The 22314-nt window shown below is 65.5% G+C and carries 21 protein-coding genes; 12 read left to right on the forward strand and 9 right to left on the reverse strand.

Features of this window, described 5'->3' with window-relative positions; translation table 11 throughout:
* Positions 1-18: 18 nt before the first annotated feature.
* The 3 genes from KI609_RS01255 to KI609_RS01265 all read right to left on the reverse strand — a co-directional run bounded on the left by KI609_RS01255 (position 19) and on the right by KI609_RS01265 (position 3640).
* Positions 19-804, reverse strand: a complete 786-nt coding sequence (locus tag KI609_RS01255; protein WP_226446324.1) for an SDR family NAD(P)-dependent oxidoreductase — start codon at positions 802-804, stop codon at positions 19-21.
* Between the two features lie 29 nt (positions 805-833).
* Positions 834-2711, reverse strand: coding sequence for a feruloyl-CoA synthase (locus KI609_RS01260; RefSeq protein WP_226446326.1), 1878 nt, complete (start codon positions 2709-2711; stop codon positions 834-836).
* Positions 2712-2854: 143 nt separating this feature from the next.
* Complete coding sequence (locus KI609_RS01265) at positions 2855-3640, reverse strand: crotonase/enoyl-CoA hydratase family protein (RefSeq protein WP_226446328.1); 786 nt, start codon at positions 3638-3640, stop codon at positions 2855-2857.
* Between the two features lie 159 nt (positions 3641-3799).
* On the opposite strand from KI609_RS01265, the gene KI609_RS01270 reads away from it, so the two are divergent.
* The gene (locus KI609_RS01270) at positions 3800-4687 is read left to right on the forward strand and encodes an amidohydrolase family protein (RefSeq protein ID WP_226446330.1); all 888 of its coding nucleotides are present in this window, start codon (positions 3800-3802) and stop codon (positions 4685-4687) included.
* Between the two features lie 28 nt (positions 4688-4715).
* Here KI609_RS01270 and KI609_RS01275 read toward each other — a convergent pair whose 3' ends face one another.
* Both KI609_RS01275 and KI609_RS01280 read right to left on the reverse strand, forming a co-directional pair.
* Positions 4716-5234 carry a MarR family winged helix-turn-helix transcriptional regulator gene (locus tag KI609_RS01275; RefSeq protein WP_226446331.1) on the reverse strand — a complete coding sequence of 173 codons (519 nt, stop codon included), beginning with the start codon at positions 5232-5234 and terminating at the stop codon, positions 4716-4718.
* Positions 5235-5415: 181 nt separating this feature from the next.
* Entirely contained in the window at positions 5416-6318 is a 903-nt protein-coding gene (locus KI609_RS01280) for a LysR family transcriptional regulator (RefSeq protein ID WP_226446332.1), read from the reverse strand.
* Positions 6319-6445: 127 nt separating this feature from the next.
* On the opposite strand from KI609_RS01280, the gene KI609_RS01285 reads away from it, so the two are divergent.
* Complete coding sequence (locus KI609_RS01285; RefSeq protein ID WP_226446335.1) at positions 6446-7231, forward strand: SDR family oxidoreductase; 786 nt, start codon at positions 6446-6448, stop codon at positions 7229-7231.
* A gap of 87 nt (positions 7232-7318) precedes the next feature.
* Here KI609_RS01285 and KI609_RS01290 read toward each other — a convergent pair whose 3' ends face one another.
* Positions 7319-8863: a YifB family Mg chelatase-like AAA ATPase gene (locus KI609_RS01290; RefSeq protein WP_226446337.1), complete on the reverse strand. Its 1545-nt coding sequence runs from the start codon at positions 8861-8863 to the stop codon at positions 7319-7321.
* Between the two features lie 214 nt (positions 8864-9077).
* On the opposite strand from KI609_RS01290, the gene KI609_RS01295 reads away from it, so the two are divergent.
* The 10 genes from KI609_RS01295 to KI609_RS01340 all read left to right on the forward strand — a co-directional run bounded on the left by KI609_RS01295 (position 9078) and on the right by KI609_RS01340 (position 19140).
* Positions 9078-9788, forward strand: a complete 711-nt coding sequence (locus tag KI609_RS01295; RefSeq protein WP_226446339.1) for a TorF family putative porin — start codon at positions 9078-9080, stop codon at positions 9786-9788.
* 130 nt (positions 9789-9918) lie between these two features.
* Positions 9919-10257, forward strand: coding sequence for a P-II family nitrogen regulator (gene glnK, locus KI609_RS01300; protein ID WP_226446341.1), 339 nt, complete (start codon positions 9919-9921; stop codon positions 10255-10257).
* A 38-nt stretch (positions 10258-10295) separates the two neighbouring features.
* Positions 10296-11717 carry an ammonium transporter gene (gene amt, locus KI609_RS01305; protein WP_226446342.1) on the forward strand — a complete coding sequence of 474 codons (1422 nt, stop codon included), beginning with the start codon at positions 10296-10298 and terminating at the stop codon, positions 11715-11717.
* 233 nt (positions 11718-11950) lie between these two features.
* Positions 11951-13081, forward strand: coding sequence for a glycolate oxidase subunit GlcE (gene glcE, locus KI609_RS01310; RefSeq protein WP_226446343.1), 1131 nt, complete (start codon positions 11951-11953; stop codon positions 13079-13081).
* Positions 13082-13160: 79 nt separating this feature from the next.
* On the forward strand, positions 13161-13946 hold the full coding sequence (locus KI609_RS01315; protein ID WP_226446344.1) for a YoaK family protein: 786 nt from the start codon (positions 13161-13163) through the stop codon (positions 13944-13946).
* Between the two features lie 42 nt (positions 13947-13988).
* Positions 13989-15236 (forward strand): glycolate oxidase subunit GlcF, encoded by a 1248-nt coding sequence (gene glcF / locus KI609_RS01320; RefSeq protein ID WP_226446346.1) that lies wholly within the window; start codon positions 13989-13991, stop codon positions 15234-15236.
* Positions 15237-15325: 89 nt separating this feature from the next.
* Complete coding sequence (locus KI609_RS01325) at positions 15326-16264, forward strand: ProQ/FINO family protein (protein WP_226446350.1); 939 nt, start codon at positions 15326-15328, stop codon at positions 16262-16264.
* A gap of 489 nt (positions 16265-16753) precedes the next feature.
* The gene (locus KI609_RS01330; RefSeq protein WP_226446351.1) at positions 16754-17233 is read left to right on the forward strand and encodes a GyrI-like domain-containing protein; all 480 of its coding nucleotides are present in this window, start codon (positions 16754-16756) and stop codon (positions 17231-17233) included.
* A gap of 210 nt (positions 17234-17443) precedes the next feature.
* Positions 17444-18178, forward strand: a complete 735-nt coding sequence (locus tag KI609_RS01335; protein ID WP_226446352.1) for a helix-turn-helix transcriptional regulator — start codon at positions 17444-17446, stop codon at positions 18176-18178.
* A gap of 257 nt (positions 18179-18435) precedes the next feature.
* Positions 18436-19140, forward strand: a complete 705-nt coding sequence (locus tag KI609_RS01340; protein ID WP_226446358.1) for a hypothetical protein — start codon at positions 18436-18438, stop codon at positions 19138-19140.
* A 185-nt stretch (positions 19141-19325) separates the two neighbouring features.
* On the opposite strand, the gene KI609_RS01345 is transcribed toward KI609_RS01340, so the two are convergent.
* The 3 genes from KI609_RS01345 to lplT form a co-directional block, all read right to left on the reverse strand.
* On the reverse strand, positions 19326-19814 hold the full coding sequence (locus KI609_RS01345) for a glutathione peroxidase (RefSeq protein ID WP_226446360.1): 489 nt from the start codon (positions 19812-19814) through the stop codon (positions 19326-19328).
* Positions 19815-19885: 71 nt separating this feature from the next.
* Positions 19886-20788 carry a DMT family transporter gene (locus KI609_RS01350; RefSeq protein WP_226446363.1) on the reverse strand — a complete coding sequence of 301 codons (903 nt, stop codon included), beginning with the start codon at positions 20786-20788 and terminating at the stop codon, positions 19886-19888.
* 185 nt (positions 20789-20973) lie between these two features.
* A complete protein-coding gene (gene lplT, locus KI609_RS01355) occupies positions 20974-22278 on the reverse strand; it encodes a lysophospholipid transporter LplT (RefSeq protein ID WP_226446364.1) in 1305 nt (434 codons plus the stop codon).
* Positions 22279-22314: the final 36 nt, after the last annotated feature.

The following is a 22314-nucleotide window of genomic DNA, read 5'->3' on the forward strand; positions in this document are numbered from 1 at the left end:
GTGTGTGGCGCCGATTGTTTACCGGGGCGCCATGCGCAAGGCACCGTCCAGGCGAATGACTTCGCCGTTCAGGTGGCCGTTGGTCACGATATGGCAAGCCAGCTCGGCAAACTCTTCGGGTTTGCCCAGGCGTGGCGGGAAGGGGATGCTGGCCGCCAGCGACTGCTGCACGGCCTCGGGCAGCTCCTTCATCAGCGGCGTGGCAAACAGGCCGGGCGCCACGGTGCACACGCGGATGGCGTGCTGTGCCAGGTCGCGCGCCATGGGCAGCGTCATGCCGGCCAGGCCCGCCTTGGATGCGCTGTAGGCCTGCTGGCCCACCTGGCCGTCAAAGGCGGCGACGGAGGCGGTGAACATCATCACGCCGCGCTCGCCGTTGTCCAGCACCGGCAGCTTGCTGCAGGCGGCCGCAAACAGGCGGCTCACGTTGTAGGTGCCGATCAGGTTGATATTGACCACGCGCACAAAGTCTTCGAGCGGTGCCGCGCTGCCGTCGCGCTGCACCACGCGCTTGGCGCTGCCGATGCCGGCCACGTTCATGAGGATGCGGGCGGGGCCGTGGGCTGCGGCGGCCTTCTCCAGCGCTGCCGTCACGCTGGCGGCGTCGGTGATGTCGCAGGGGCAGGCCACGGCGCAGCCGTTGCCAAATTCGGCGCTGATTGCCGCCGCGACTTTTTCGGCCAACTCGGCATTGCGGTCGAGCACAGCCACCTTGGCGCCCAGGCGGGCGAGTTCGCGTGCGGTGGCCTCGCCGAGGCCCGATGCGCCGCCGGTCACGAGGGCGGCTTGTCCTTGAATCTGCATGGTGGGTCTGTCCTGTTCGGGGTGGGGTTTCAGGCGCCGGGCTTGAGGATGCCCGGTGCCGAGTCGTCGTGCAAGGCCGTGACGAGCGCATCGCGGTGCTTGAGCACGGCACGCTGGTTGACGGAGCCCTTGTCGGTGATCTCGCCCTTGTCGATGGAGGGCGGCTCGGCCATCAGCAGCGCGCGGGCCACGCGGCTGGCGCTGCCGGTGGCCTCGCGGGCCAGCCCGTCCAGCACGGCCTCGATGCGCTGGCGCACGGCGGGGTGGGTCACCACGTCGGCCCAGGGGGCGTCCGGGCCCAGGCCCGCAGCTTCCGCCACGGCGCGGCAGGCGGGGGAGGGGAACAGCAGGGCGCCGACTTCCTTCATGTTCAGGCCGGTGAGCACCACGTCCTGGATGTAGGGCGCGCCCGCCACGATGATCTTGGCGCGCATGGGGCCCACGCTCACGAAGGTGCCGGTGGAGAGCTTGAAGTCCTCGGCAATGCGGCCGTCAAACGCCAGGCCCCGGTGGATGTTGTTCTCGTCAATCCACTTCACGGCGTCGCCGGTGCACAGGTAGCCTTCGTCGTCAAACGCGTCGCGCGTGGCGGCGTCGGAGCGCCAGTAGCCGGGCGTGACGTTGGGGCCGCGGTAGCGAACCTCGGTCTTGCCGTCCACCTCCACCAGCTTGAGCACCATGCCGGGCACGGGCGCGCCGATGTGGCCGGAGCGCACGTCGGGGCTGTTGCAGAACATGGCCGAGGGGGCGGATTCCGTCATCCCCAGGCCCGTGCACATCACGATGCGCTCGCCAATGGCGGCCTCTTGCGTGGCGTGCAGGCTGTCCCACACGGGCTGGGCCAGGCCGGCGCCCGAGTAGAAGAACAGGCGCACGCGCGACAGCAGGTTGGCGCGCAGCTGGGCGTCGGTCTTCATGGCCTCGGCAATCATTTCAAAGCCGGTGGGCACGTTGAAGTACACCGTGGGTGCGATCTCGCGCAGGTTGCGCAGGGTCTCGCCAATCAGTGCGGCCGTGGGCTTGCCGTCGTCGATGTACAGCGTGCCGCCATGCATCATCGTGAGGCCGAAGTTGTGGTTGCTGCCGAAGGTGTGGTTCCACGGCAGCCAGTCCACCAGCACGGGCGGGGCCTCGGCCAGCACGGGCAGCGACAGCGTGATCTGCTGCAGGTTGGCGCACCACATGCGCTGGGTGTTGATGACCGGCTTGGGCATCTTGGTGGAGCCGCTGGTGAACAGGAACTTCACGATGGTGCCGGGGCCGGTGGCGTGCATGGCCGCGTCCACCGCCGGGGTGGCGGTGGTGTGGCGCAGGCTCTGGAAGGTGCCGGCCTTGCGGCCCTCCAGCGCGCCCTGGGCCAGGATCACTTCGACATCGGCCGCCACGGTGGCTGCGATGGCCTTGCCGTAGCGTGCGCCGTCGGCGGCAAACACCAGGCCGGGGGTGAGGGTGTCGATGACGTGGCGCAGCTTGTCGTAGTCCTGGCTTACGGTGGCGTAGGCGGGCGACACGGGGCAGTAGGGCACACCGGCGTAAATGCAGCCCAGCGCCAGCAGCGCGTGTTCGACAGTGTTCTCGCTCAGCACCACCACTGGGCGCTCGGCGTTCAGGCCCCGGTCCAGCAGGGCCTGGCCGATGCTGCGCGCGGCGTCGAGTGCCTGGGCGTAGTTCACGTGTTGCCAGTCGCCTGTCTTGCCCTCGCCCAGTGGCTCGCGCCGCGCCAGAAAGCTGTGGTCGGGCGTAGCCTCGGCCCAGTGCACCAGGTAGTCCGTCACGCGCCGGGCAAAGGCGCCCAGGGGCAGGTTGGCCTGCAGGTAACGCACGCCCGGTGCACCGTCGCGCAGGCTGACGCGGGTCACGCCGAAGCTCACGGGGCGGTAGCGGGCGGTGGATATAGCGGCAGTCATTGTTCTTGTCTCCAAATCGTTCTAGTGCGCTGCGTTTGAGTGGGGCGCGGCCCAGGCCCGCGGGCGCCTGGCAAGGGCTGCCCGGCGGCGAGGGCGTCGTCCCCATCCCCGCTCAGCGAGAGGAGGGGACGCGGCGCTGCCGCTCAGGGGGCGGGCTTCACCTTCGCGGCGCGCCCCTCGAGGAAGTCGGCCAGGCGGGACTTGGCTTCCGGGGCGCTCTGGGCAATCGCGGCCATCATGGCTTCGGTGAAGAAGCCTTGGTCGGCAGGCTGCTCAGCAATGCGCGGCAGCGCGTGCATCAGGGCGTAGTTGGTCAGTGGCGCGTTCTGCGCCACGCGCACGGCCAGCTCGTAGGCCTTGTCAAACGCCTGGCCTTCGGGCACGAGGTACTGGGCAAAGCCCACCTTCTCGCCGTCTTGCGCGTTGTAGACGCGGCCGGTGAGCATCATGTCTGTCATGCGCGCGGCGCCGATGAGCTTGGGGATGCGCACCGCACCGCCGCCGCCCACGAAGATGCCGCGCGAGCCCTCGGGCAGCGCGTAGAAGGTGGATGCATCGGCCACGCGGATGTGGCAGGCGCTGGCCAGCTCGAGCCCACCGCCCACCACGGCGCCATGCAGCGCGGCGATGACGGGCACGGGGCCGAACTGCACGCGCTCCAGCGCGGCATGCCACATGCGCGAGTGGTGCAGGCCCTGGCCGGCGTCGCGTTCTTTCAGCTCCGACAGGTCGAGCCCGGCGCAGAAGTGGGGGCCCTCGCCGTCAATGACGGCGGCACGCACGGTGCCGGGCATTTTTTCGAACAGGTCGCGCAGCGCCAGGATCAGGCCGTCGTTGAGCGCGTTGCGCTTGGCGCTGCGCGTGAGGCGGATCACGGCAACTTCCTGCTCGTCGCCGCGCAGCTCGAAATGGATGTCTGGATGGATCATGAAGGCTTTCTAGATGGTTGAATTGTGGTTATAGTTCATAATCAATTCAAGCAAGTACGCTCTGTTTTTCGTCAGTACTTACCCTTGATCTGCATCATGTACTGTGGTGCGCAATCACGGACAGTACGGCGCAAAAGCAAGCCAACCCAGGAGACACGCATGGACCACGCCAATCTGATTGCCATCGACATCCACACGCACGCCGAGGTGAGCTGCTGGAACCCGTTCGACAACTACGGCGAGGAATACGACCGCGCCGCCGACAAGTACTTCAAGAACGGCCGCCGCCCCACCATTGCCGAGACGGTGGCGTACTACCGCGAGCAGAAGATTGGCCTGGTGATGTTCACCGTGGACGCCGAGTCCAAGATGGGCCGCCGCCGCATCCCCAACGAAGAGATCGCCGAGGCCGCCAAGGCCAACAGCGACATGATGACGGCCTTCGCCAGCATCGACCCGCACAAGGGCAAGATGGGCGCACGCGAGGCCCGCCGCCTGATCGAAGAGTTCGGTATCAAGGGCTTCAAGTTCCACCCCACGGTGCAGGCCTACCACCCCTACGACAAGATGGCCTGGCCCATCTACGAAGTGATTGCCGAATACGGCATGCCCGCCATCTTTCATACCGGCCACAGCGGTATCGGCAGCGGCATGCGCTGCGGCGGCGGCTTGCGGCTGGAGTACAGCAACCCCATGCACCTGGACGATGTGGCCATCGACTTCCCCGACATGCAGATCGTGATGGCCCACCCGAGTTTTCCGTGGCAGGACGAGGCATTGAGCGTGGCCACGCACAAGCCCAATGTGTGGATCGACCTGTCGGGCTGGAGCCCCAAGTACTTTCCCAAGCAGCTGGTGCAGTACGCCAACACGCTGCTCAAAGACCGCATCCTGTTCGGCAGCGACTACCCGCTCATCACGCCCGAACGCTGGATGAAGGACTTCCAGGAAGCAGGCTTCAAGCCCGAGGTCATGCCCGGCATCCTCAAGGGCAATGCGGTGCGGTTGCTGGGGCTGGACAAGCCCCAGGCGGTGGCTGCCGCTTGATACAGCCAGGCCCGCTGCGGCCGCCTGGTCAGTCGTAGACCTTTTGCAGCAGGCGGATTAGCGTCTTGCGCTCGGTGGCCGTGAGGCGGGCCGTGGCGTCTTCCTCAAGGTGCGCGGCGGTCTGCTCTGCCTGTGCCGTCAACTCCACGCCTTGAGGGGTGAGGTGCACCCCCATGGCGCGTCCGTCGCTGGGGTGGGGGCGGCGCTCGATCAGGCCGCGCCGCTCCAGCGAGGCAATCAGCCCCACCATGTTGGGCGGCAGCACGTTGAGCGTGGCGCACAGTTGGCGTGACGTAACGCCGGGGTTGTGCGCCACCAGCGAGAGCACCGAAAAATCCACCACCTTGAGCCCATACACCGCCATGCGCTGCATGAACACGTCAATGATGGACAGCGATGCACGGCGCGCGTTGTAGCCCACCAGCGTACGCAGATAACTGGTGCTGACCGCATCCACCGACTGGCCAGGCGCGACAGCATCCGGTTGCGCGCACGCTGGGGCATCGGGCAGGGGAAGGGGGGGCAATAGACGGGTGCGGGGGGCCATGGGGTTGAAGGGGCGGCGGTGCAGAGGCACCCCGTGCGACGATTTTAATGAAATTGGCCTGCAGGCGAGATTGATCTAGCGCGGGTAGCTATCAAAAAGGTAGCTCCTTCGCCGCTCCCCTTCACCTCACCTCGTCTGTCATGGCCTGGCGAGCTTCCGTGAGCGAAGCGACACCCCACCTTCACACCAGGCGAGCCTGAACCACCTTGGCGAGCCAGTCCATCACCACCCGCACCCGCTGGGGCAGGTGGCGCCGGTGGGCATACAGCAGCGTGACGGGCATGGGCGGCGGAGGGTGTGCGGTCAGCACGGGCACCAGCAGGCCTTGCTCCACCAGGTCTTGTGCACCCAGGAGCGGCACCTGGATCAGGCCCAGCCCCGCAAGGCAGGCGCCCAGATAGGCTTCGGCGCTGTTCACGGTGACGCGGCCTGCCATGGGCAAGAAGGCGGCGTTGCCGCCCTCCATCACCTCAAACCCTGCCGAGCGGGTGCCCAGGGTGCTTACGTAATGCACCAGTTCGTGCTGCGCCAAGTCGTCCAGCGTGCTCGGTGTGCCCCTTTGGGCCAGATAGCTGGGGCTGGCGCAGGTGGCCACCCGCACATGGCCCAGTGGCCGCGCCACCAGCCCGGGTTCGGCCACCGGGCCCACGCGGATCACGCAGTCAAACCCCTCGCGTACCAGGTCCACGCGGCGGTCGGTGCTGCTCACTTCCACCTCCAGCTGCGGGTGGCGCTGCAGCAGTTCAGGCAGTGCTGGCAACACCATGTGGCGCGCCACGCCCGTAGACATGTCAATGCGCACCCGGCCGCGCAGCGCCGTGCCCTCGGGCTGGTGGAACATGGCTTGCAGCTCGTCCACATCGTCCAGCAGGTCCTTGCACCGGTCGTGATAGGCCTGCCCGTCCTGGGTGAGCTGCACGCGCCGCGTGGTGCGGTGCAGCAGGCGCGTGCCCAGCTGGGCCTCCAGCTGCTGCACCGCCAGGGAGGCGCTGGCTTTGGGAATGCCCAGCACCTGCGCCGCCTGTGTGAAGCTGCTCAGCTCTGCCACGCGGGCGAAGATTTGCATCTGATCGAGAGGGTTCATTGTTTTCAATAATTGGACAATCAATCCAATTTTGCGCTGTTTATCCGGTGGATGGATGTCAATAAAGTGCCCATCTGTTCCGGCCACGTTGGGTGGCCGGGCGTATGACACCCCCAAGGATTCAGCCATGACATCAGCTTCCACTTCTTCAAATCCGGTGGCCTCCATCGTTCTCATTACCGGCGGCAGCCGGGGCCTGGGCCGCAGCGCGGCACTGGCCGCCGCCCGCAGCGGCATCGACGTGGTGCTGACCTATCTGAAGCAATCCACCGAAGCGCAAACCGTGGTGGCCGAGATCGAACGCCTGGGCCGCCGTGCCGTGGCCCTGCCGCTGGACGTGGGCAACGTGCGCAGTTTTGAGGGGTTTGCCGGCGAGCTGGCGCAGGCCCTGAAGACCCACTGGCAACGCGAGCGGTTTGATTTTCTGGTCAACAACGCTGGCATGGGCGTGCATGCCCCGATCACCGACACCACCGAAGCGCAGTTCGACGCGCTGGTGAATGTGCATCTGAAGGGGGTGTTTTTTCTCACGCAGCAATTGCTGCCGTTGATGAACGATGGCGGACGCATCCTGAATTTTTCGTCGGGCCTGGCGCGTTTTGCCTTGCCGGGCTACGGCGCCTACGCAGCCATGAAGGGCGCTATCGAGGTGCTGAGCCGCTACCTGGCCAAAGAGTTGGGCCCGCGCGGCATCGCCGTGAATGTGGTGGCCCCTGGTGCCATCGAAACCGACTTTGGCGGCGGCGCCGTGCGTGACAACGCCGAGCTCAATGCCTACGTGGCTACCCACACCGCACTGGGCCGTGTGGGCCAGCCCGAAGACATTGGCCCGCTGGTGGCAGCCCTGCTGCAACCGGCCACACGCTGGGTCAACGCACAGCGCATTGAAGCGTCGGGTGGCATGTTTCTTTGAGCCTGGGGTGAGGGCCGCCACGGGCGCGCAGGCAACACCAGGCCGGTCGCACGGGTCTGCAGCAGCCTTCAGAACGTGTTCACGATCTCAGCCCGGCGCACGCAACACACGGCGGTATTGCACCGCCTCGGCGACATGGCTGACCTCGGTGGTGGGCGCGCCTGCCAGGTCGGCGATGGTGCGCGCCACCTTCAGCGCCCGGTGCGTGCTGCGGGCCGACCAGCCCAGGCGCGCTGCAGCGACGTTGAGGAACTTGGCCGCTGCTGCGTCCAGGTGCACGTGGTCGTCGATCTCCTGGCCCTGCAGCGCCTGGTTGGTTTTGCCCTGGCGGGCCATGGCCAGGGCCCGCGCACGCTCCACCCGCTCGCGCATGGTGGCCGTGGCCTCGCCTGCGGGTGCCTGCACCAGTTGGTCGGGCGGCAGGGCGGGTACTTCCACATGCAGGTCGATGCGGTCGAGCAGCGGGCCGCTGAGTTTGCCCTGATAGCGTGCCACCTGGTCGGGCGTGCACCGGCAGGCGCGCTGGGGCGAGCCCAGAAAGCCGCAGGGGCAGGGGTTCATGGCCGCAATCATCTGAAACCGGGCCGGAAACTCTGCCCGCTGCGCCGCCCGCGAAATGGTGATGTGCCCGGTCTCCAGGGGCTCGCGCAAGGCCTCCAGCGCTGCCCTGGGGAATTCCGGCAATTCATCCAGAAAAAGCACGCCCTGGTGGGCCAGCGAAATTTCGCCGGGCCGGGGTGGAGAGCCGCCACCCACCAGCGCCACCGCACTGGCGGTGTGGTGCGGTGTTCCGGTGGGCCGGCGGCCCCAGGTGTCGGGGCTGAAACGCCCGGCCAGGCTGGCGATGGCCGCGCTCTCTAGTGCTTCTTCGACCGTCATGGCAGGCAGCAGCCCCGCAAAACGCAGCGCCAGCATCGACTTGCCCGAGCCGGGCGGGCCTGCCATGAGCACGCTGTGCCCCCCCGCCGCCGCAATCTCCAGCGCGCGTTTGGCGGCGGCCTGGCCCTTGACGTCGGCCATGTCGGGGCCGGTGTTGCTCACCGCCATGGGGGTGGCCTGCAACCGTGTCCAGCCGTCGTTGGGGATATCGGCATCGCCACCAGCCACGCTGCCCGGTGGCAAAAAGGCCTGCACCACATCCAGTAGATGGCAGGCGCGCACCACTTGGGCGGCGGGCACCAGGGCCGCTTCTTCGGCGCTGCCGGGCGGCAGCACCAGTTGGGCGTCGATCTGCTGCGTTTGCAGCGCCAGGCTGGTGGCCAGCGCGCCCCGCACGGGGCGCAATTCGCCGGACAGCGACAGTTCGCCCGCGAACTCATACCCCGCCAGTTGCGCGCCATCGATCTGCCCGCTGGCCGCGAGGATGCCCAAGGCAATGGGGAGGTCGAAGCGGCCGGAATCCTTGGGCAGGTCGGCAGGGGCGAGATTGACGGTAATGCGCTTGTTGGTCGGGAACTCCAGCCCCGCGTTCTGCAGCGCCGAGCGCACGCGTTCGCGGGCTTCTTTGACCTCGACCTCAGCGAGACCTACCAGGGTGAAGCTGGGCAGGCCATTGGCCAGGTGCACTTCAACGGTGACCGCAGGGGCCTGCAGCCCCACAAGCGCGCGACTTTGCACCAAAGCAAGACTCATGAAGTAGTTTCTCCCCAGATGGGTGCGTTTTATGGGCTTTTAGTGCGTCCCGGCAACGCATTGCACCAGTTGGGTGCTGGGTGGCGGGCCCGCGTTGCCTGACTGTACCGGCGTTTGTTGTAACTCGGCGCAACAAGGCGAAGAGCGGTCGCCATGCAGTGTGGCACGGTCCATGCTTAAAGCGGTCATCCCTACTTTGTCCACCGGAGGAATCATGACCCACGCCATCATCAAGTCCCTGGGCGTTGCCCTTGTCGCAGCTCTTCCCCTGCTGGCCAGCGCCCAGCTCACTGGCAACATCAGCCTGACTACGAACTACAAGTTCCGTGGCCAGGACCAGGACACTTCCAAGGTCAAGACCGTCAAGCCAGCGATTCAAGGCGGGTTTGACTATGCCTTCGGAGAGTCCGGCTGGTACGTGGGCAACTGGAACTCCAGCGTGGACTGGCTGTCGGGCAATTCCATCGAGTCCGATCTGTATGGCGGCTACAAATTCAAGGCGGGTGGGGCGGATCTGGATGTCGGTCTGCTGACGTACATCTACCCCGGCAACAGCAACGGCAACACCACCGAGGCCTATGGCGCAGCCACCTTCGGCCCCGTGACCGCCAAGTATTCGCACACGTTGTCCAAAGACTACTTCGCCTACGCGGGGCCAGGCTTCAAGGGGCGCAACACAGGCTATCTGAACTTTGCGTTTGCGCAGGAAGTGGCGCCCAGCATCACGCTGAAGGCCTCGGTGGGTTTCACCCGGTTTGCGAGTGACATCACCGCGCCGAATTACATGGATTACAGCGTGGGCGCGGCCTATGACTTCGGCTCGGGCCTGTCGCTGGGCGGTGCCGTTGTGGGCGCCAACAAGAAGGACTTTTTCGGTCCCATCAACAAGTCCCGCGTGATCGTCACGCTGACCAAAACCCTGTAAATCTCGCAGGACTGACGCCGACAAGGATGCACAAAGCGCGTGCCCACAGGGTAAGCGTCTTGCCTGAACCCGTTTTGCGTCAGTCGTATCTCAATGGGCGCCAGCGGCGCCCCGACCGGAGGATTTCCCAATGAAAATGGTGACAGCCATCATCAAACCCTTCAAGCTGGACGAGGTGCGCGAAGCGCTCTCGGACATCGGCGTGCAAGGCATCACGGTAACCGAGGTCAAGGGTTTTGGCCGCCAAAAGGGCCACACCGAGCTATACCGCGGCGCGGAATACGTGGTGGACTTTTTGCCCAAGGTGAAGATCGAGGCCGCCATCTCGGACGACCTGGTCGAGCGCGTGATCGAGGCCATCGAAAACGCAGCACGCACCGGCAAGATCGGCGACGGCAAGGTGTTCGTGACCCATTTGGAGCAGGTGGTGCGCATCCGCACCGGCGAAACCGGCAAGGAAGCCCTGTAAGGGCCCGCCGCATCACACGAAACAAGAGAAGAAACGCCATGAAAAAACTGCTTGCTTCCTTTATCCTGGGGCTGAGTCTGCTGTCGGGTGGCTCGGCTGTGTTGGCCCAAACCCCGGTCAGCCCCGCCATCCCAGCCTCCGAGGCCACCGCGGCGCCCGCTGCTGACGCGCCTGCCGCTGCGGTCGCGGCGCCTGCGGGGGCAGCCCCTGTTGCTGCGCCTGCGGCCCCCGTGCCCAAGATCGACTCGGGCGACACCGCCTGGATGTTGACCTCCACCTTGTTGGTGATCTTGATGACCATCCCGGGCCTGGCACTGTTCTATGGCGGCCTGGGCCGTTCCAAGAACATGTTGTCGGTGCTGGTGCAGGTCTTCGTGATCTTCTCGCTGATCTCGTTGCTGTGGGCCATCTATGGCTATAGCCTGGCGTTCTCTGGCGAGGGCAAGTTCTTCGGCGGGTTCGACAAGATCTTCCTCAAGGGAGTGACCCAGGAGACCTTTGGTGCACTGATCACCATCCCCGAATATGTGTTCTTCGCGTTCCAGGGCACGTTTGCCGCCATCACCGTTGCACTGGTGGTGGGCTCGTTTGCCGAGCGCATGAAGTTCGCTGCGGTGCTGATTTTCGCGGTGCTCTGGTTCACTTTCAGCTATGTGCCCATGGCCCATATCGTGTGGGGCGGCGGTCTGCTGGGTGCTGACGGTGCGCTGGACTTTGCCGGTGGCACGGTGGTGCACATCAACGCCGGTATCGCCGGTCTGGTGGGTGCCTACATGGTGGGCAAACGCATCGGCTTCGGCAAAGAGGCGCTCACGCCCCACAGCCTGACGCTGACCATGGTGGGTGCATCCCTGCTATGGGTGGGCTGGTTTGGCTTCAACGCCGGGTCTGCCGGTGCTGCCAACGCCAACGCTGGTCTGGCATTCGTGAACACGGTGCTGGCCACTGCTGCAGCCACGCTGTCGTGGATCGCCGGTGAAGGCCTGCACAAGGGCAAGGCATCCATGTTGGGCGCGGCCTCTGGTGCGGTGGCAGGCCTTGTGGCCGTGACCCCCGCCGCCGGCTTTGTCGGCCCCATGGGCGCCATCGTGCTCGGCCTGCTGGCTGGTGTGATCTGCTTGTGGGGTGTGGGTGGCTTGAAGCGCCTGCTCAATGTGGACGACGCGTTTGACGTGTTTGGCGTGCACGGTGTGGGCGGCATTCTGGGCGCCATCCTGACCGGTGTGTTTGCGTCGCAAAGCCTCGGCGGCACCGGCGGCCTGACCCCCGACACCTTTGCCATGGGCGCTCAGGTGTGGATCCAGGTCAAGAGCGTGTTGTTCACCATCGTGTGGTCGGGTGTGGTGGCCTTCATCTCCTACAAGATTGCCGATCTGCTGGTGGGCCTGCGTGTCTCGGAAGAAGCGGAACGCGAAGGTCTGGACATCACTTCACACGGCGAAACGGCGTACAACCGCTGATACCGCTGGCATCCACGTGCTGCGGTGTCTGGTGGCACCGCAGCGTGGCAACAAAAACAAGCGAGTTACTCCTTCAGGTGTTTCGGCCCGCCGGCAACGGCGGGCCTTTTTGCGTAGACACGTTGGCCCTGCGGGTTTGCTTGCGCGGCCCACAGCGATTTGCACGGGGGGCGTTCAAAAAATTCACACGCTGTATCGGGCTGCCCTGCGGCCGCTGCCGCTACGATGCGCAGATGGATTCCACTCTTGCATCGATTGCTGACCGTGTGCGCGCCGCTGCGGCCGACCAGACCCCTTTGCGCATCCGGGGCGGGGGCACCAAAGACTTCCACGGGCTGGCCCTGCATGGCGAGGTGCTCGACACCCGGGGCCTCAGCGGCATCGTGAGTTACGAGCCCAGTGAGCTGGTGGTGACGGTGCGTGCCGGAACCCCCCTGGCCGAACTGGAAGCCGTGCTGGCCGGGAACGGGCAGTGCCTGCCGTTTGAACCCCCCCACTTTGCGCGTGGCCCCGAAGACGCGGCCACCGTGGGCGGCATGGTGGCTGCCGGCTTGTCAGGCCCGGCCCGCGCCAGTGTGGGCGCGGTGCGCGACTACCTGCTGGGTGTCACGCTGCTCAATGGGCGTGCCGAGCTGCTGACCTTTGGCGGCCAGGTCATGAAAAATGTGGCGGGGTACGACGTGTCGCGCCTTATGGCGGGTGCCTGGGGCACGCTGGGCCTGCTCACCGAGATCAGTCTCAAGGTGCTGCCCATCGCGCCCGCCGAGGCCACGCTGCGTTTTGAATGCAACCAGGCCGACGCCTTGCGCAAGCTGCACGCCTGGGGCGGGCAACCCCTGCCGCTGAACGCGAGCTGCTGGGTGCAGGACGGCAGTGCCGGTGCCGGCACGCTGTATGTGCGCCTTCGTGGCGCGGTGGCGGCGGTAGAGGCTGCCTGCCGGACGATGGGGGGCACCCGCATGGACAACGCCACCGTGGCCCCCGACTGGGCGGCCTGCCGTGAGCAGACGTTGCCCTGGTTTGCGGCCCGCGCCACACAGCCAGGCCATGCGCTGTGGCGGTTGTCCGTGCCCGCCACGGCCCCGGTGCTGGCCCTGCCCGACGGTGCGCAGCCGCTGGTCGAGTGGCACGGAGCGCTGCGCTGGGTGCAGGCGCCAGAATCCGTTGGCGAGGAGCTGCGCAAGGCCGCGCAGGCTGTGGGTGGGAGTGCTTCTGTTTTTATAGCGTCTAGCGCTTGTGCATCAAGCGCTAGCGGTGGTTTTGACCATGCATCACGGGCCGTGGGACAGATCCATGCGCGGCTCAGGCAGAGCTTCGACCCGGCGGGCATCTTCAACCCCGGCCGCATGGAGCGCGGCGGGTAGGCTGTCACCGCCTCCGTTCCATTTCATTTCATTTCATTCCACTGCAACGCCACCGTTCGCTCAACCGCCTTTCATCTGCATGCGTCGCCTTCGCCATCTCACCGGCCATCACCGCACTGTGGCCAGCAACCGCATGCTGGGGTTGCTGCTCGCGTTCAACGCCGGGGCTGTCAACGCCGGCGGGTTTCTGGTGGTACACCTCTACACATCGCACATGACGGGTTTTGTATCGATGCTGGCGGACAACCTGGTGCTGGGCAACATGGCGCTGGTGCTGGGCGCGCTGGGGGCGCTGCTGGCATTTATCAGCGGTGCGGCCACTACCGCCATCATGGTCAACTGGGCGCGCCAGCGCAAGCTGCACAGCAGCTATGCCATGCCGCTGCTGCTGGTGGCGCTGCTCATGCTGGTGTTTGGCCTGGTGGGGGCCATTACCCTCAACTGGCCCACCCCGTTTGCCGTGCCCATGACGGTGCTGCTGCTTTCTTTCATCATGGGGCTGCAAAACGCCACCGTCACCAAGATGTCGTCCTCGCAGATCCGCACCACCCACATGACGGGGATAGTGACAGACGTGGGCATCGAGCTGGGCAAGATGCTCTACTGGAACCGCACCGGCGCCCCGCCGGAGTCGCAGGTGCATGCCAACCATGTGCGGCTGCGGCTGTATGCCGGGTTGCTGGGCATGTTTCTGGTGGGTGGCGTGGCGGGCGCGGCGGGCTTCAAACACGTGGGTTTTGTGTTTGTGCTGCCTCTGGCGCTGTTGCTGCTGGGTTTTTCGCTGCCACCTTTGTGGGCTGACCGTGCGCGCCTGCGCCATCCATTGCGCAAGGCGCGGCCCCCCGTGTTGCCAGACGCGCATTGAGCCGGCGCCTTTCTTGTTTTCTTTTCTTTCCAGGCATGCCCCATGCAGACCCAACTTGTCCCTGAATACGCCGCCCGCGCCGATGGCCTCGAGGCCGAAGCCATTCTGCGCAAATGTGTGCATTGCGGCTTTTGCACCGCCACCTGCCCCACCTACCAGCTGCTGGGCGACGAGCTGGACGGCCCGCGCGGCCGCATCTACCTCATCAAGCAGGTGCTCGAAGGCGCCGAGCCCACGCGTGCCACGCAGAGGCACCTGGACCGGTGCCTGACCTGCCGCAATTGCGAAAGCACCTGCCCCAGCGGCGTGGAATATGGCCACCTGGTAGACATTGGCCGCAAGATCGTCGATGAAAAAGTGCCCCGTCCGCTGGGTGAAAAAACCTTGCGCTGGGCGCTGAAGGAAGGACTGCCCTCGCCGCTTTTTGCCCCTGCCATGAAAGCCGGGCAATTGGTGCGTGGCCTGCTGCCCGCCGCGCTCAAGGCCAAGGTGCCTGCCCCCCAGCCGTCGGGGGCCTGGCCCACGCGCCAGCATGCACGCAAGGTGTTGTTGCTGGCCGGTTGTGTGCAGCCCGCCATGATGCCCAACATCAACACCGCCACCGCGCGCGTGCTCGATGCGGTGGGTGTGCAGACCGTGATTGCGCCCAAGGCCGGTTGCTGTGGCGCCGTGAAGTTCCACCTCAACGACCAGGAAGGTGGCAAGGCCGAAATGCGCGCCAACATCGACGCCTGGTGGCCGCTGGTGGAGCAGGGCGTGGAGGCCATTGTCATGAACGCCTCGGGCTGCGGTGTCACTGTCAAGGAGTACGGCCACATCCTCAAGGACGACGCCCAGTACGCGGCCAAGGCCGAGCGCATCAGCGCCCTCACGCGCGACCTGTCGGAGCTGTTGCCCGCCATGCTGCCCGAGCTGGCCGACAAGCTGCAAGGCCGCGTGCAGCAGCCCGACACGCTGTACGCCTACCACCCGCCCTGCACCCTGCAGCACGGCCAGAAGCTGCGCGGCGGCGTCGAGTCGCATCTGAACCAGTTGGGCTTCAGGCTGCGCACGGCGCGCAACGAATCCCACCTGTGCTGTGGCTCGGCGGGCACCTATTCGGTGTTGAACCCCGAGCTCTCGTACCAACTGCGCGACCGCAAGCTGGGGGGGCTGAGCGAGGCTTTTGGCGCACAGCCGCCCGACATGATCCTGTCGGCCAACATTGGCTGCATTACGCACCTGCAAAGCGGCACGGGCATCCCCGTGCGGCATTGGGTTGAAGTGCTGGACGAGGCGCTGCAAGCGTGAGTCCATGGCCTGCGCATTGCCATGGTTTGGAGTGTGTGCGCCCAACACTGGCATGATTGAGGGTTTTGTTGCCCCCCAATCGCACCCCCATGATCGACTCTGTGTCCGCCCAAGAACAACCGAACGCAGCCCCTGCCGCACCGCTGGCAGCGCCTGCCTCCGCCGAGGTTGCCTCTGGCGCAGCAGCACAGGCGCCCGAAGCGGCACCTGCACAAGCCGCATCGACGGATGGGGCCGCACCCCGCCCGCGTGCCGACGGTGCACGCCGTGGTGGGCGTAACCGGCGCAATCCCGGTGCGCAGCAGGCGTCGTCGGGTGTGGCGGATGCTTCGGCGCCCGGCGCCCCTCGCGCGCCCCAGCGCGTGCACCCGGCGCTGGAGCAGCTGGCCGCGCTGTACCCGCATCTGTTTGGCGCGGTGTTCCGCCCTCTCAAACGCGGCATCTTCCAAGATCTGCTGGCGGCACACCCCGAGATGTTCAAGCGCGATGCGCTGAAGGTGGCGCTGGGCATTCACACCCGCTCCACGCGCTATCTGCAAAGTGTGGCCGCTGGCGACAAGCGCCACGACCTGGCCGGTCAGCCCGCGGAAGACATGGCCCCCGAGCATGTGCACCACGCGCTGCTGGAGGTGTACCGCCGCAGGAGCCACAGCAAGGCCCGCGCTACCGAAGACCTGCTGCCCAAGCTGCGCAACCGCATGATGGCCGCGTTCGAGGCCTCGGGCCTCACGCGCGAGGCCTACACCGAGCTGGTGCAAGGCCGCGACGAGGCGGCCAATGCCATCCTCGACGAGGCCTTTGCCGAGTGGGCAGCCCGCAATGCCAAGGACGAAGCGCTGCTGCGCGCGTTTGAGGCCAGCGGCCAGACGCTGGAGGCCTTCGCCGACATGTACGGCATGGTGGCCCGCACGGTGGGCCAACAGATCGAGCGTGCGCGCAAGCTGGCGGCGGTGGCCGCAGCGACAACTGCCACTGCAATCGCCACTGAAGTCGCCGCAACGCCCGCAACACCTGCCGACGAGGCCTGAGCTGGCCAGAGCCGTGGGCTGCGGCATGCCGCAGCCCATCGGTGCGTGCTGGGCCACCGCGTGACGCGGCCAGCCATTCCCCCCCCTTTCCCTCCCTTTTCCCTTGCCTCGCTGATCCAGCGTCTTGCGCGCAGCCGTGCTCCACAGGCTCCGTGCTTTTTGCGCCTGGGATTTCCAGGCCGGGTGAGGTGGTACGTGCCCCCGTCACGGATGTCGGGTGCGTTGCCGCTCACTGAGGGCAGCCCGGGTGTCCGTATGCCCGTGTGCCAGCATGCCCGTGCGCCTTCGCCAGAGGGCAGGGCCAAACCGTCGGTGTGCTGGCCTGCGCGCCGCGCGCCGGCTGGTTGCCCGGGCGCACGGAATGCACCGCGCGTGCAGGTCGTGGGCATCCCTGCTGACATGAGGTTGTCAGTAGCGCGGCGGCACTATCGCGGCCCACACCAACGTTCTCATACCTTCACCGTCCAACCACCGGCAAGGGCCCTGCACATGATGACCTCACCTTTCAGCACCCACATGGGCGCATTCAGCGTCGCCGGCCTGTCCGTGCGCACCCGCAACAGCGACGAAATGAACCCTGCCACGGCCCGCATTGGGGACCTGTGGGAGCGGTTTTTCAGCCAGAGCTGGGAGCGCAGCCTGCCCGCGCGCGGCGCCGCAGACGATCGCATCTTCGGGGTCTACAGCGGCTACGAATCCAACGAACACGGCGCGTTTGACGTCACCGCGGGCGTCGCCGTGCCGCCGCCCATCACCCCGGTGGCCGGGGCCGTGCAGGTGAACGTGCAGGCAGGGCACTACCTGGTGTTTGTCGGCCAGGGTGAGATGCCGCAGACGGTGATAGAGGCATGGAAGGATGTCTGGCGCTACTTTGCCCAGAATCCCCACGTCAAGCGCCGCTTTGGCACCGATTTCGAGGTGTATACGGGGCCCGACAAGGTGGCCATTCACATCGGTGTGCTTGATTGATGCCGCAGCGGTCTGCGGCTGCAGGCGTGCTCTGGTGGTGTAAGCCCTGGGCGATACATCCGTTCGGCGCCATGCCACACCGTGCGGCCCGAAGCCGTTACGCTACCCCGGCAGAACATGTCTCGCCTCTTTCACTCTTTATTTGATAGCTGCTTGCGCTTGATGGATAAGCGCTAGAGGCCTAAAACGTTAAAAACCTAGAAACCTGCAATGCGCCGTGCCGACCGCCTGTTCCAGATCGTGCAGCTCATCCGTGGGCGGCGCCTGACCACCGCTGCCTTTCTGGCCGAGCGGCTGGAGGTCTCGCCCCGCACCATCTACCGTGACGTGGCGGATTTGCAGCACCAGGGCGTCCCCATCGAAGGCGAGGCCGGGGTGGGCTACCGCTTGGGTGCGGGTTTTGATTTGCCCCCGCTGATGTTCAGCCAGGCAGAGGCCAACGCGCTGGTGGCGGCGGCCCGGCTGGCCCAGGCCTGGCTCGACACCTCCATGGCGCGCGATGTGGAGGCCGCCCTGGGCAAGATCCTGTCGGTGTTGCCCCCGGCCGCCCGCGTGGCCGCCGAGGCACAGGCGCTGTATGCCCCATCGGTGGGGCTGGAGCCCCATGTGCAGGTCCATCTGCAAACCCTGCGCGAAGCCGTGCACAGCCGCCAAGTGGTGCAGATCGACTACGCCGACGTGCAGGGCCGCGCGAGCGTGCGCCGCCTGCGCCCGCTGGGGTGCTTTTATTGGGGCAAGGTCTGGACGCTGTCGGCCTGGTGCGAGCTGCGCAATGACTTTCGCGGCTTCCGCATCGACCGCATTGCGGCCATCAGCGTGTTGGACGAACAGTTTCGGCAGGAGCCCGGCAAGACCCTGGCCGACTTGCTGCGCAAGGTGGAGGGGGAGATGGCGGGGCGATCAGCGGAATGCGCGACTGCGCCAGGGGCCGCGGTAAATTCCTGAAAGAGTGAATCGCGGGAATAAGGGTATGGGCCCTGAGCAGACCATTGGCAATAATGCCGGACAGCCGCCGTTCACATGCTACCCGCTTCCTGACAGTTCAAAACGTGATGTCTAGGTGTCCACTGTCAGCCTATAGTTTGCTGAGTTGATGCCTCCAGCCCAATCTGCAACTACTTCTTGGCGGAACAAGTGTCCAGAGTGTCCCACGGTCCAGTTTATCCCGTAGGTTATGCGGTCTAAGTTACGTTAGGTGTCTCATGCGATACGTTGCAACTGGTCGAATCCACCCCGAGCGAGCAGGTATTCGCTTCGGTCCTATTGAATGGAAGATTCCCGATCATGGACGGGCCGTCGCGCAATGTGACTCATCCCAAGTCACCATACTTCTAGATCTCAAGTCAATCGACGGCTTTATCACCGCATACATTGCTGCTGAGCACTTTGCTCATATCGTCGTGGGTGCGCTGGGCTTCTCGCTTGGTTCAGGCTACTCAGTCGAACTGATTCAAGTTACAGAGGAAGATGGAACTCCGCATGTATTTGGAGTCCGTCCCGCAGGTGAATCGCCGACCGAGACGCTCGCAATTGAACCACATGGTCCGGTCTTCAATCGAGCTTTCACACTGGCGAATCACGATCTCTTCTTCAGGTTAGCACTGCGTGACTACCTGCGAGCTATCAACGACACAACTGACTGCGCTACCTACTGCTTCCGCGTTGTTGAAAGTCTCAAGTCTGCATTTGCCTTCAAGACCGGCAAGGACAGTTGGCAACCTCTACACGACGCCTTGGGTACAGATCGCGCAAGCATCGACAACACCATAAAGGTGTACGCTGATCCCGTTCGTCATGGAAACTGGATCAACGCAAAGCCGACCGATGGACCAACGCGCTGGAAGATGCTGGTTCTAACCCGAGACATTCTTCTGAAGTACTTGGAGCGTGAGCAACCCTCCACCTAACCCACTGCTCCAGCCGTCCATCTCCGACGGCGGCTGAACGCCAACGTTGAGTGTCCGCTTTACCCAAGAGCCACCGACTGCTCCTGGCCGAAAACAGCCGTTGAGCCCAGCTTGGTAAAAAGAGTTTCACAGCCCCGACGTCGCATTGTCCCGCGAGTGATGCCGCACTACGGGGCCGTGCCCTCTCAACCCGCCAGCGCCGCCTCAATATCCCCCGCCAGCTTCTTGGGTGCGTCCTGCGGCGCGTAGCGGCGGATCATGCGGCCATCCTTGCCGACGAGGAACTTGGTGAAGTTCCACTTGATGGCCTTGCTGCCCAGCAGGCCTGGGGCCTCGGCGGTGAGCCATTTGTACAGGGGTGAGGCGTCGGCACCGTTCACGTCGATCTTGGCCATCATCGGAAAACTCACGCCGTAGTTGAGCTGGCAGAAGCTGGCGATTTCGTCGTTGCTGCCCGGGTCCTGGCGACCGAACTGGTTGCAGGGAAACCCCAGCACCACCAAGCCCCGGTCGGCGTACTGCTTGTGCAGCTCTTCCAGCCCACCAAACTGGGGCGTGAAGCCGCAAGCGCTGGCCGTGTTCACGATCAGCAGCACCTTGCCCTGATAGTGCGACAGGGGCACGGTCTGGCCGTTCATCTGCAGGGCTTCAAAGTCGTACAGGGTCTCAGGCATGGCGCGCGCTCCAGGGGGAATGATGGCGCATGGTACCCGGGCACCGACGGTGCGGTGGGCGCGCCAGCCGCTCAGTGGCTGGCGGCGCTGGTGGCCCGGCGGCGGAACTGCAGCGCGGCGAGCAAGGATGCGAGCAGGATCAGCGCCCCGCCCAGCAGGGTGCGTGTGCCCAGGGTGGATGCGCCCATCAGCGCGGAGGACACGCTGGCAAACGCCACTTCTGACAGCATCACCAGCGCGGTGGTGCCGGCCGCCAGGCGCGCCGCGCCAAATTGCAATGCCCAGTTGCCCAGCATCAGTACCCCGGCCAGCAGCAGGCCGGTGACGACCCAGGTGCTGTTGACTGCGGGGAAGGGCTCCACCACGGCCACTTGCAAGCCGATGCAAGCCACGGCCAGCGCCATGAGCATGCAGCCACCAAACATCGAGAACATGCGTGCGGGCCCCGGCACGGTGTGCAGGCGGCGCAGGGTGACGTTGGTGAGCGCGAACATGAAGCCGCCCAACAGGGCCAGCGCGTCGGCCAGCGACAGGTTCTGCAGCAGGCGCGTGGCGGGCGCACCCTCGGGCAGCAGCACCAGCACCACGCCCGTGAAGGCCAGCGCCAGACGCCACAGCGCCGCAGGTGTGGGCCGCTCACCCAGAATGCGCCAGGCCAACAAAACGGCCCAGGCGGGCATCAGATAAAACAGCAGGATCACGCGCACCACATCGCCAATGGTCACGGCCCAGTTGAAGGCCACGTTGTTCAGGCCCGAGGCCAGCGCCAGCAGCCACAGCTCAGGGTGCTGGCGCACCTGGCGCAAGATGCCCGGGCGCCATGCCAGCAAGGCCACAAGCACCAGCGCATACATGCAGGCCGTGGCCCACAACGGGTGCAGGCCCGCCTGGTGCATGCGCTGGAACGGCCACCAGGCCAGGCCCCAGACCAGGGCGTTGAACAGCAGGGCGGCGATGGGCAGAGGAGATTGCATTACAAAGAAAAACAGGCTCTAGCGATTAATGAGTAAGCGCTGGCAGCTATAAAAATAGTAGTAAAACGGTGCCTGCGGCAAACCACACTGGTGCTGACTTCCCCTGCCAGTGCACCCGTGCAGCGGGCCCTGCCAGGCCACCGGGTGTGCCCCAATGGGGAAGCGGCGCAGCCGCTCAGGGGGCTTCAGTGGTGCGTATCCTGCCGCGCAATATGCAGCAGGTGCTCGACCTCTTCGCTGTGGTGCACGCAGTTGTATGCGTGCCAGCGCTGGATCAGCCACATGATGCTGGCGACCACGATGCCAAAGACGGTGATGGCGCCAAAGGCCGACAGGCCAAGCCGGGTGGACAGGCTGTAGAACGCGCCCAGCGCCAGGATGCAGGCCTGTTCATTGAAGTTCTGTACGGCGATCGAACGGCCCGACCCCATGAGGTTGTGGCCCCGATGCTGTAGCAGTGCGTTCATGGGCACCACCAGGAAGCCCCCCAGCCCACCGAGTAGGATGAGGAAGGGTACGGCCACCCACACGTTGCTGATGAAGTTCATCAACACCACCAGCACGCCCATGGCAATGCCCATCGGCATCACGCGGGTGGCCACATCAAGGCGCATGCGCATGGACGCCACCACCGCGCCCACGGCCGTGCCGATGGCCACCACGCCCACCAGGGCCGAGGCCTGGGTGGTGCTGTAACCCAGGGCCACCCCGCCCCACGCCAGCACGATGTAGCGCAGATTGCCCGACACGCCCCAGAACAGGGTGGTGGTGGACAGCGAGATTTGCCCCAGCCGGTCTTTCCACAGGCGGCGGTTGCAGGTCCAGAAATCGGGCACCAGCGCCAGCGCGTTGCTCAGGACGCTGCGCTCGGGGTCTTGCCGCAGCGGGCGCATCTCGACCCCGGTGTGCGGAATGCGCGTGTTGAACCAGGCGGCGACGATGTACACGATGATCAGCGACGCAATGGCGGCTTCGGGCGCGGTGTCGATGCCCGTGTCGATCAACGGCAGGTCAATGGCGAGCAGCGAGTGAGAGATGGAGGCCCCCACCAGCTGACCCCCCAGCAGCACGCCGAGGATGATGGACGTGATGGTGAGGCCTTCGATCCATCCGTTGGCCTTGACCAGTTGCGAGGCGGGCAGCAGTTCGGTCAGGATGCCGTATTTGGCGGGTGAGTAGGCCGCAGCGCCCAGGCCCACCACGGCATACGCCATGAGCGGGTGCGAGCCAAACAGCATCATCAGGCAGCCCACGATCTTGATGGCATTGCTGACAAACATCACCTTGCCCTTGGGCAGGGCGTCGGCAAAGGCGCCGACGAATGGCGCCAGGATCACATAAAACAGCGCAAACATGGGCACCAGCGCAGCGCGTTGCCATTCGGGGGCACCCCCTGTGCGCAGGAGTTCGACAGCGGCCACGAAAAGTGCATTGTCGGCCAGCGAGCTGAAAAACTGCGCCGACATGATGGTGTAAAAACCGCGCTTCATCGAATGGCTGGTGGGTGCATCAGCACGGCTGATGCC

It is taken from the genome of Acidovorax radicis (assembly GCF_020510705.1).
Classification (GTDB): domain Bacteria; phylum Pseudomonadota; class Gammaproteobacteria; order Burkholderiales; family Burkholderiaceae_C; genus Acidovorax; species Acidovorax radicis_A.

Excerpts from the sequence above, each read along its gene's own strand:
- KI609_RS01255 (WP_226446324.1), bottom strand. The coding sequence starts at position 804 with ATGCAGATTCAAGGACAAGCCGCCCTCGTGACCGGCGGCGCATCGGGC.
- KI609_RS01260 (WP_226446326.1), bottom strand. The coding sequence starts at position 2,711 with ATGACTGCCGCTATATCCACCGCCCGCTACCGCCCCGTGAGCTTCGGC.
- KI609_RS01265 (WP_226446328.1), bottom strand. The coding sequence starts at position 3,640 with ATGATCCATCCAGACATCCATTTCGAGCTGCGCGGCGACGAGCAGGAA.
- KI609_RS01270 (WP_226446330.1), top strand. The coding sequence starts at position 3,800 with ATGGACCACGCCAATCTGATTGCCATCGACATCCACACGCACGCCGAG.
- KI609_RS01275 (WP_226446331.1), bottom strand. The coding sequence starts at position 5,234 with ATGGCCCCCCGCACCCGTCTATTGCCCCCCCTTCCCCTGCCCGATGCC.
- KI609_RS01280 (WP_226446332.1), bottom strand. The coding sequence starts at position 6,318 with ATGAACCCTCTCGATCAGATGCAAATCTTCGCCCGCGTGGCAGAGCTG.
- KI609_RS01285 (WP_226446335.1), top strand. The coding sequence starts at position 6,446 with ATGACATCAGCTTCCACTTCTTCAAATCCGGTGGCCTCCATCGTTCTC.
- KI609_RS01290 (WP_226446337.1), bottom strand. The coding sequence starts at position 8,863 with ATGAGTCTTGCTTTGGTGCAAAGTCGCGCGCTTGTGGGGCTGCAGGCC.
- KI609_RS01295 (WP_226446339.1), top strand. The coding sequence starts at position 9,078 with ATGACCCACGCCATCATCAAGTCCCTGGGCGTTGCCCTTGTCGCAGCT.
- glnK (WP_226446341.1), top strand. The coding sequence starts at position 9,919 with ATGAAAATGGTGACAGCCATCATCAAACCCTTCAAGCTGGACGAGGTG.
- amt (WP_226446342.1), top strand. The coding sequence starts at position 10,296 with ATGAAAAAACTGCTTGCTTCCTTTATCCTGGGGCTGAGTCTGCTGTCG.
- glcE (WP_226446343.1), top strand. The coding sequence starts at position 11,951 with ATGGATTCCACTCTTGCATCGATTGCTGACCGTGTGCGCGCCGCTGCG.
- KI609_RS01315 (WP_226446344.1), top strand. The coding sequence starts at position 13,161 with ATGCGTCGCCTTCGCCATCTCACCGGCCATCACCGCACTGTGGCCAGC.
- glcF (WP_226446346.1), top strand. The coding sequence starts at position 13,989 with ATGCAGACCCAACTTGTCCCTGAATACGCCGCCCGCGCCGATGGCCTC.
- KI609_RS01325 (WP_226446350.1), top strand. The coding sequence starts at position 15,326 with ATGATCGACTCTGTGTCCGCCCAAGAACAACCGAACGCAGCCCCTGCC.
- KI609_RS01330 (WP_226446351.1), top strand. The coding sequence starts at position 16,754 with ATGATGACCTCACCTTTCAGCACCCACATGGGCGCATTCAGCGTCGCC.
- KI609_RS01335 (WP_226446352.1), top strand. The coding sequence starts at position 17,444 with ATGCGCCGTGCCGACCGCCTGTTCCAGATCGTGCAGCTCATCCGTGGG.
- KI609_RS01340 (WP_226446358.1), top strand. The coding sequence starts at position 18,436 with ATGCGATACGTTGCAACTGGTCGAATCCACCCCGAGCGAGCAGGTATT.
- KI609_RS01345 (WP_226446360.1), bottom strand. The coding sequence starts at position 19,814 with ATGCCTGAGACCCTGTACGACTTTGAAGCCCTGCAGATGAACGGCCAG.
- KI609_RS01350 (WP_226446363.1), bottom strand. The coding sequence starts at position 20,788 with ATGCAATCTCCTCTGCCCATCGCCGCCCTGCTGTTCAACGCCCTGGTC.
- lplT (WP_226446364.1), bottom strand. The coding sequence starts at position 22,278 with ATGAAGCGCGGTTTTTACACCATCATGTCGGCGCAGTTTTTCAGCTCG.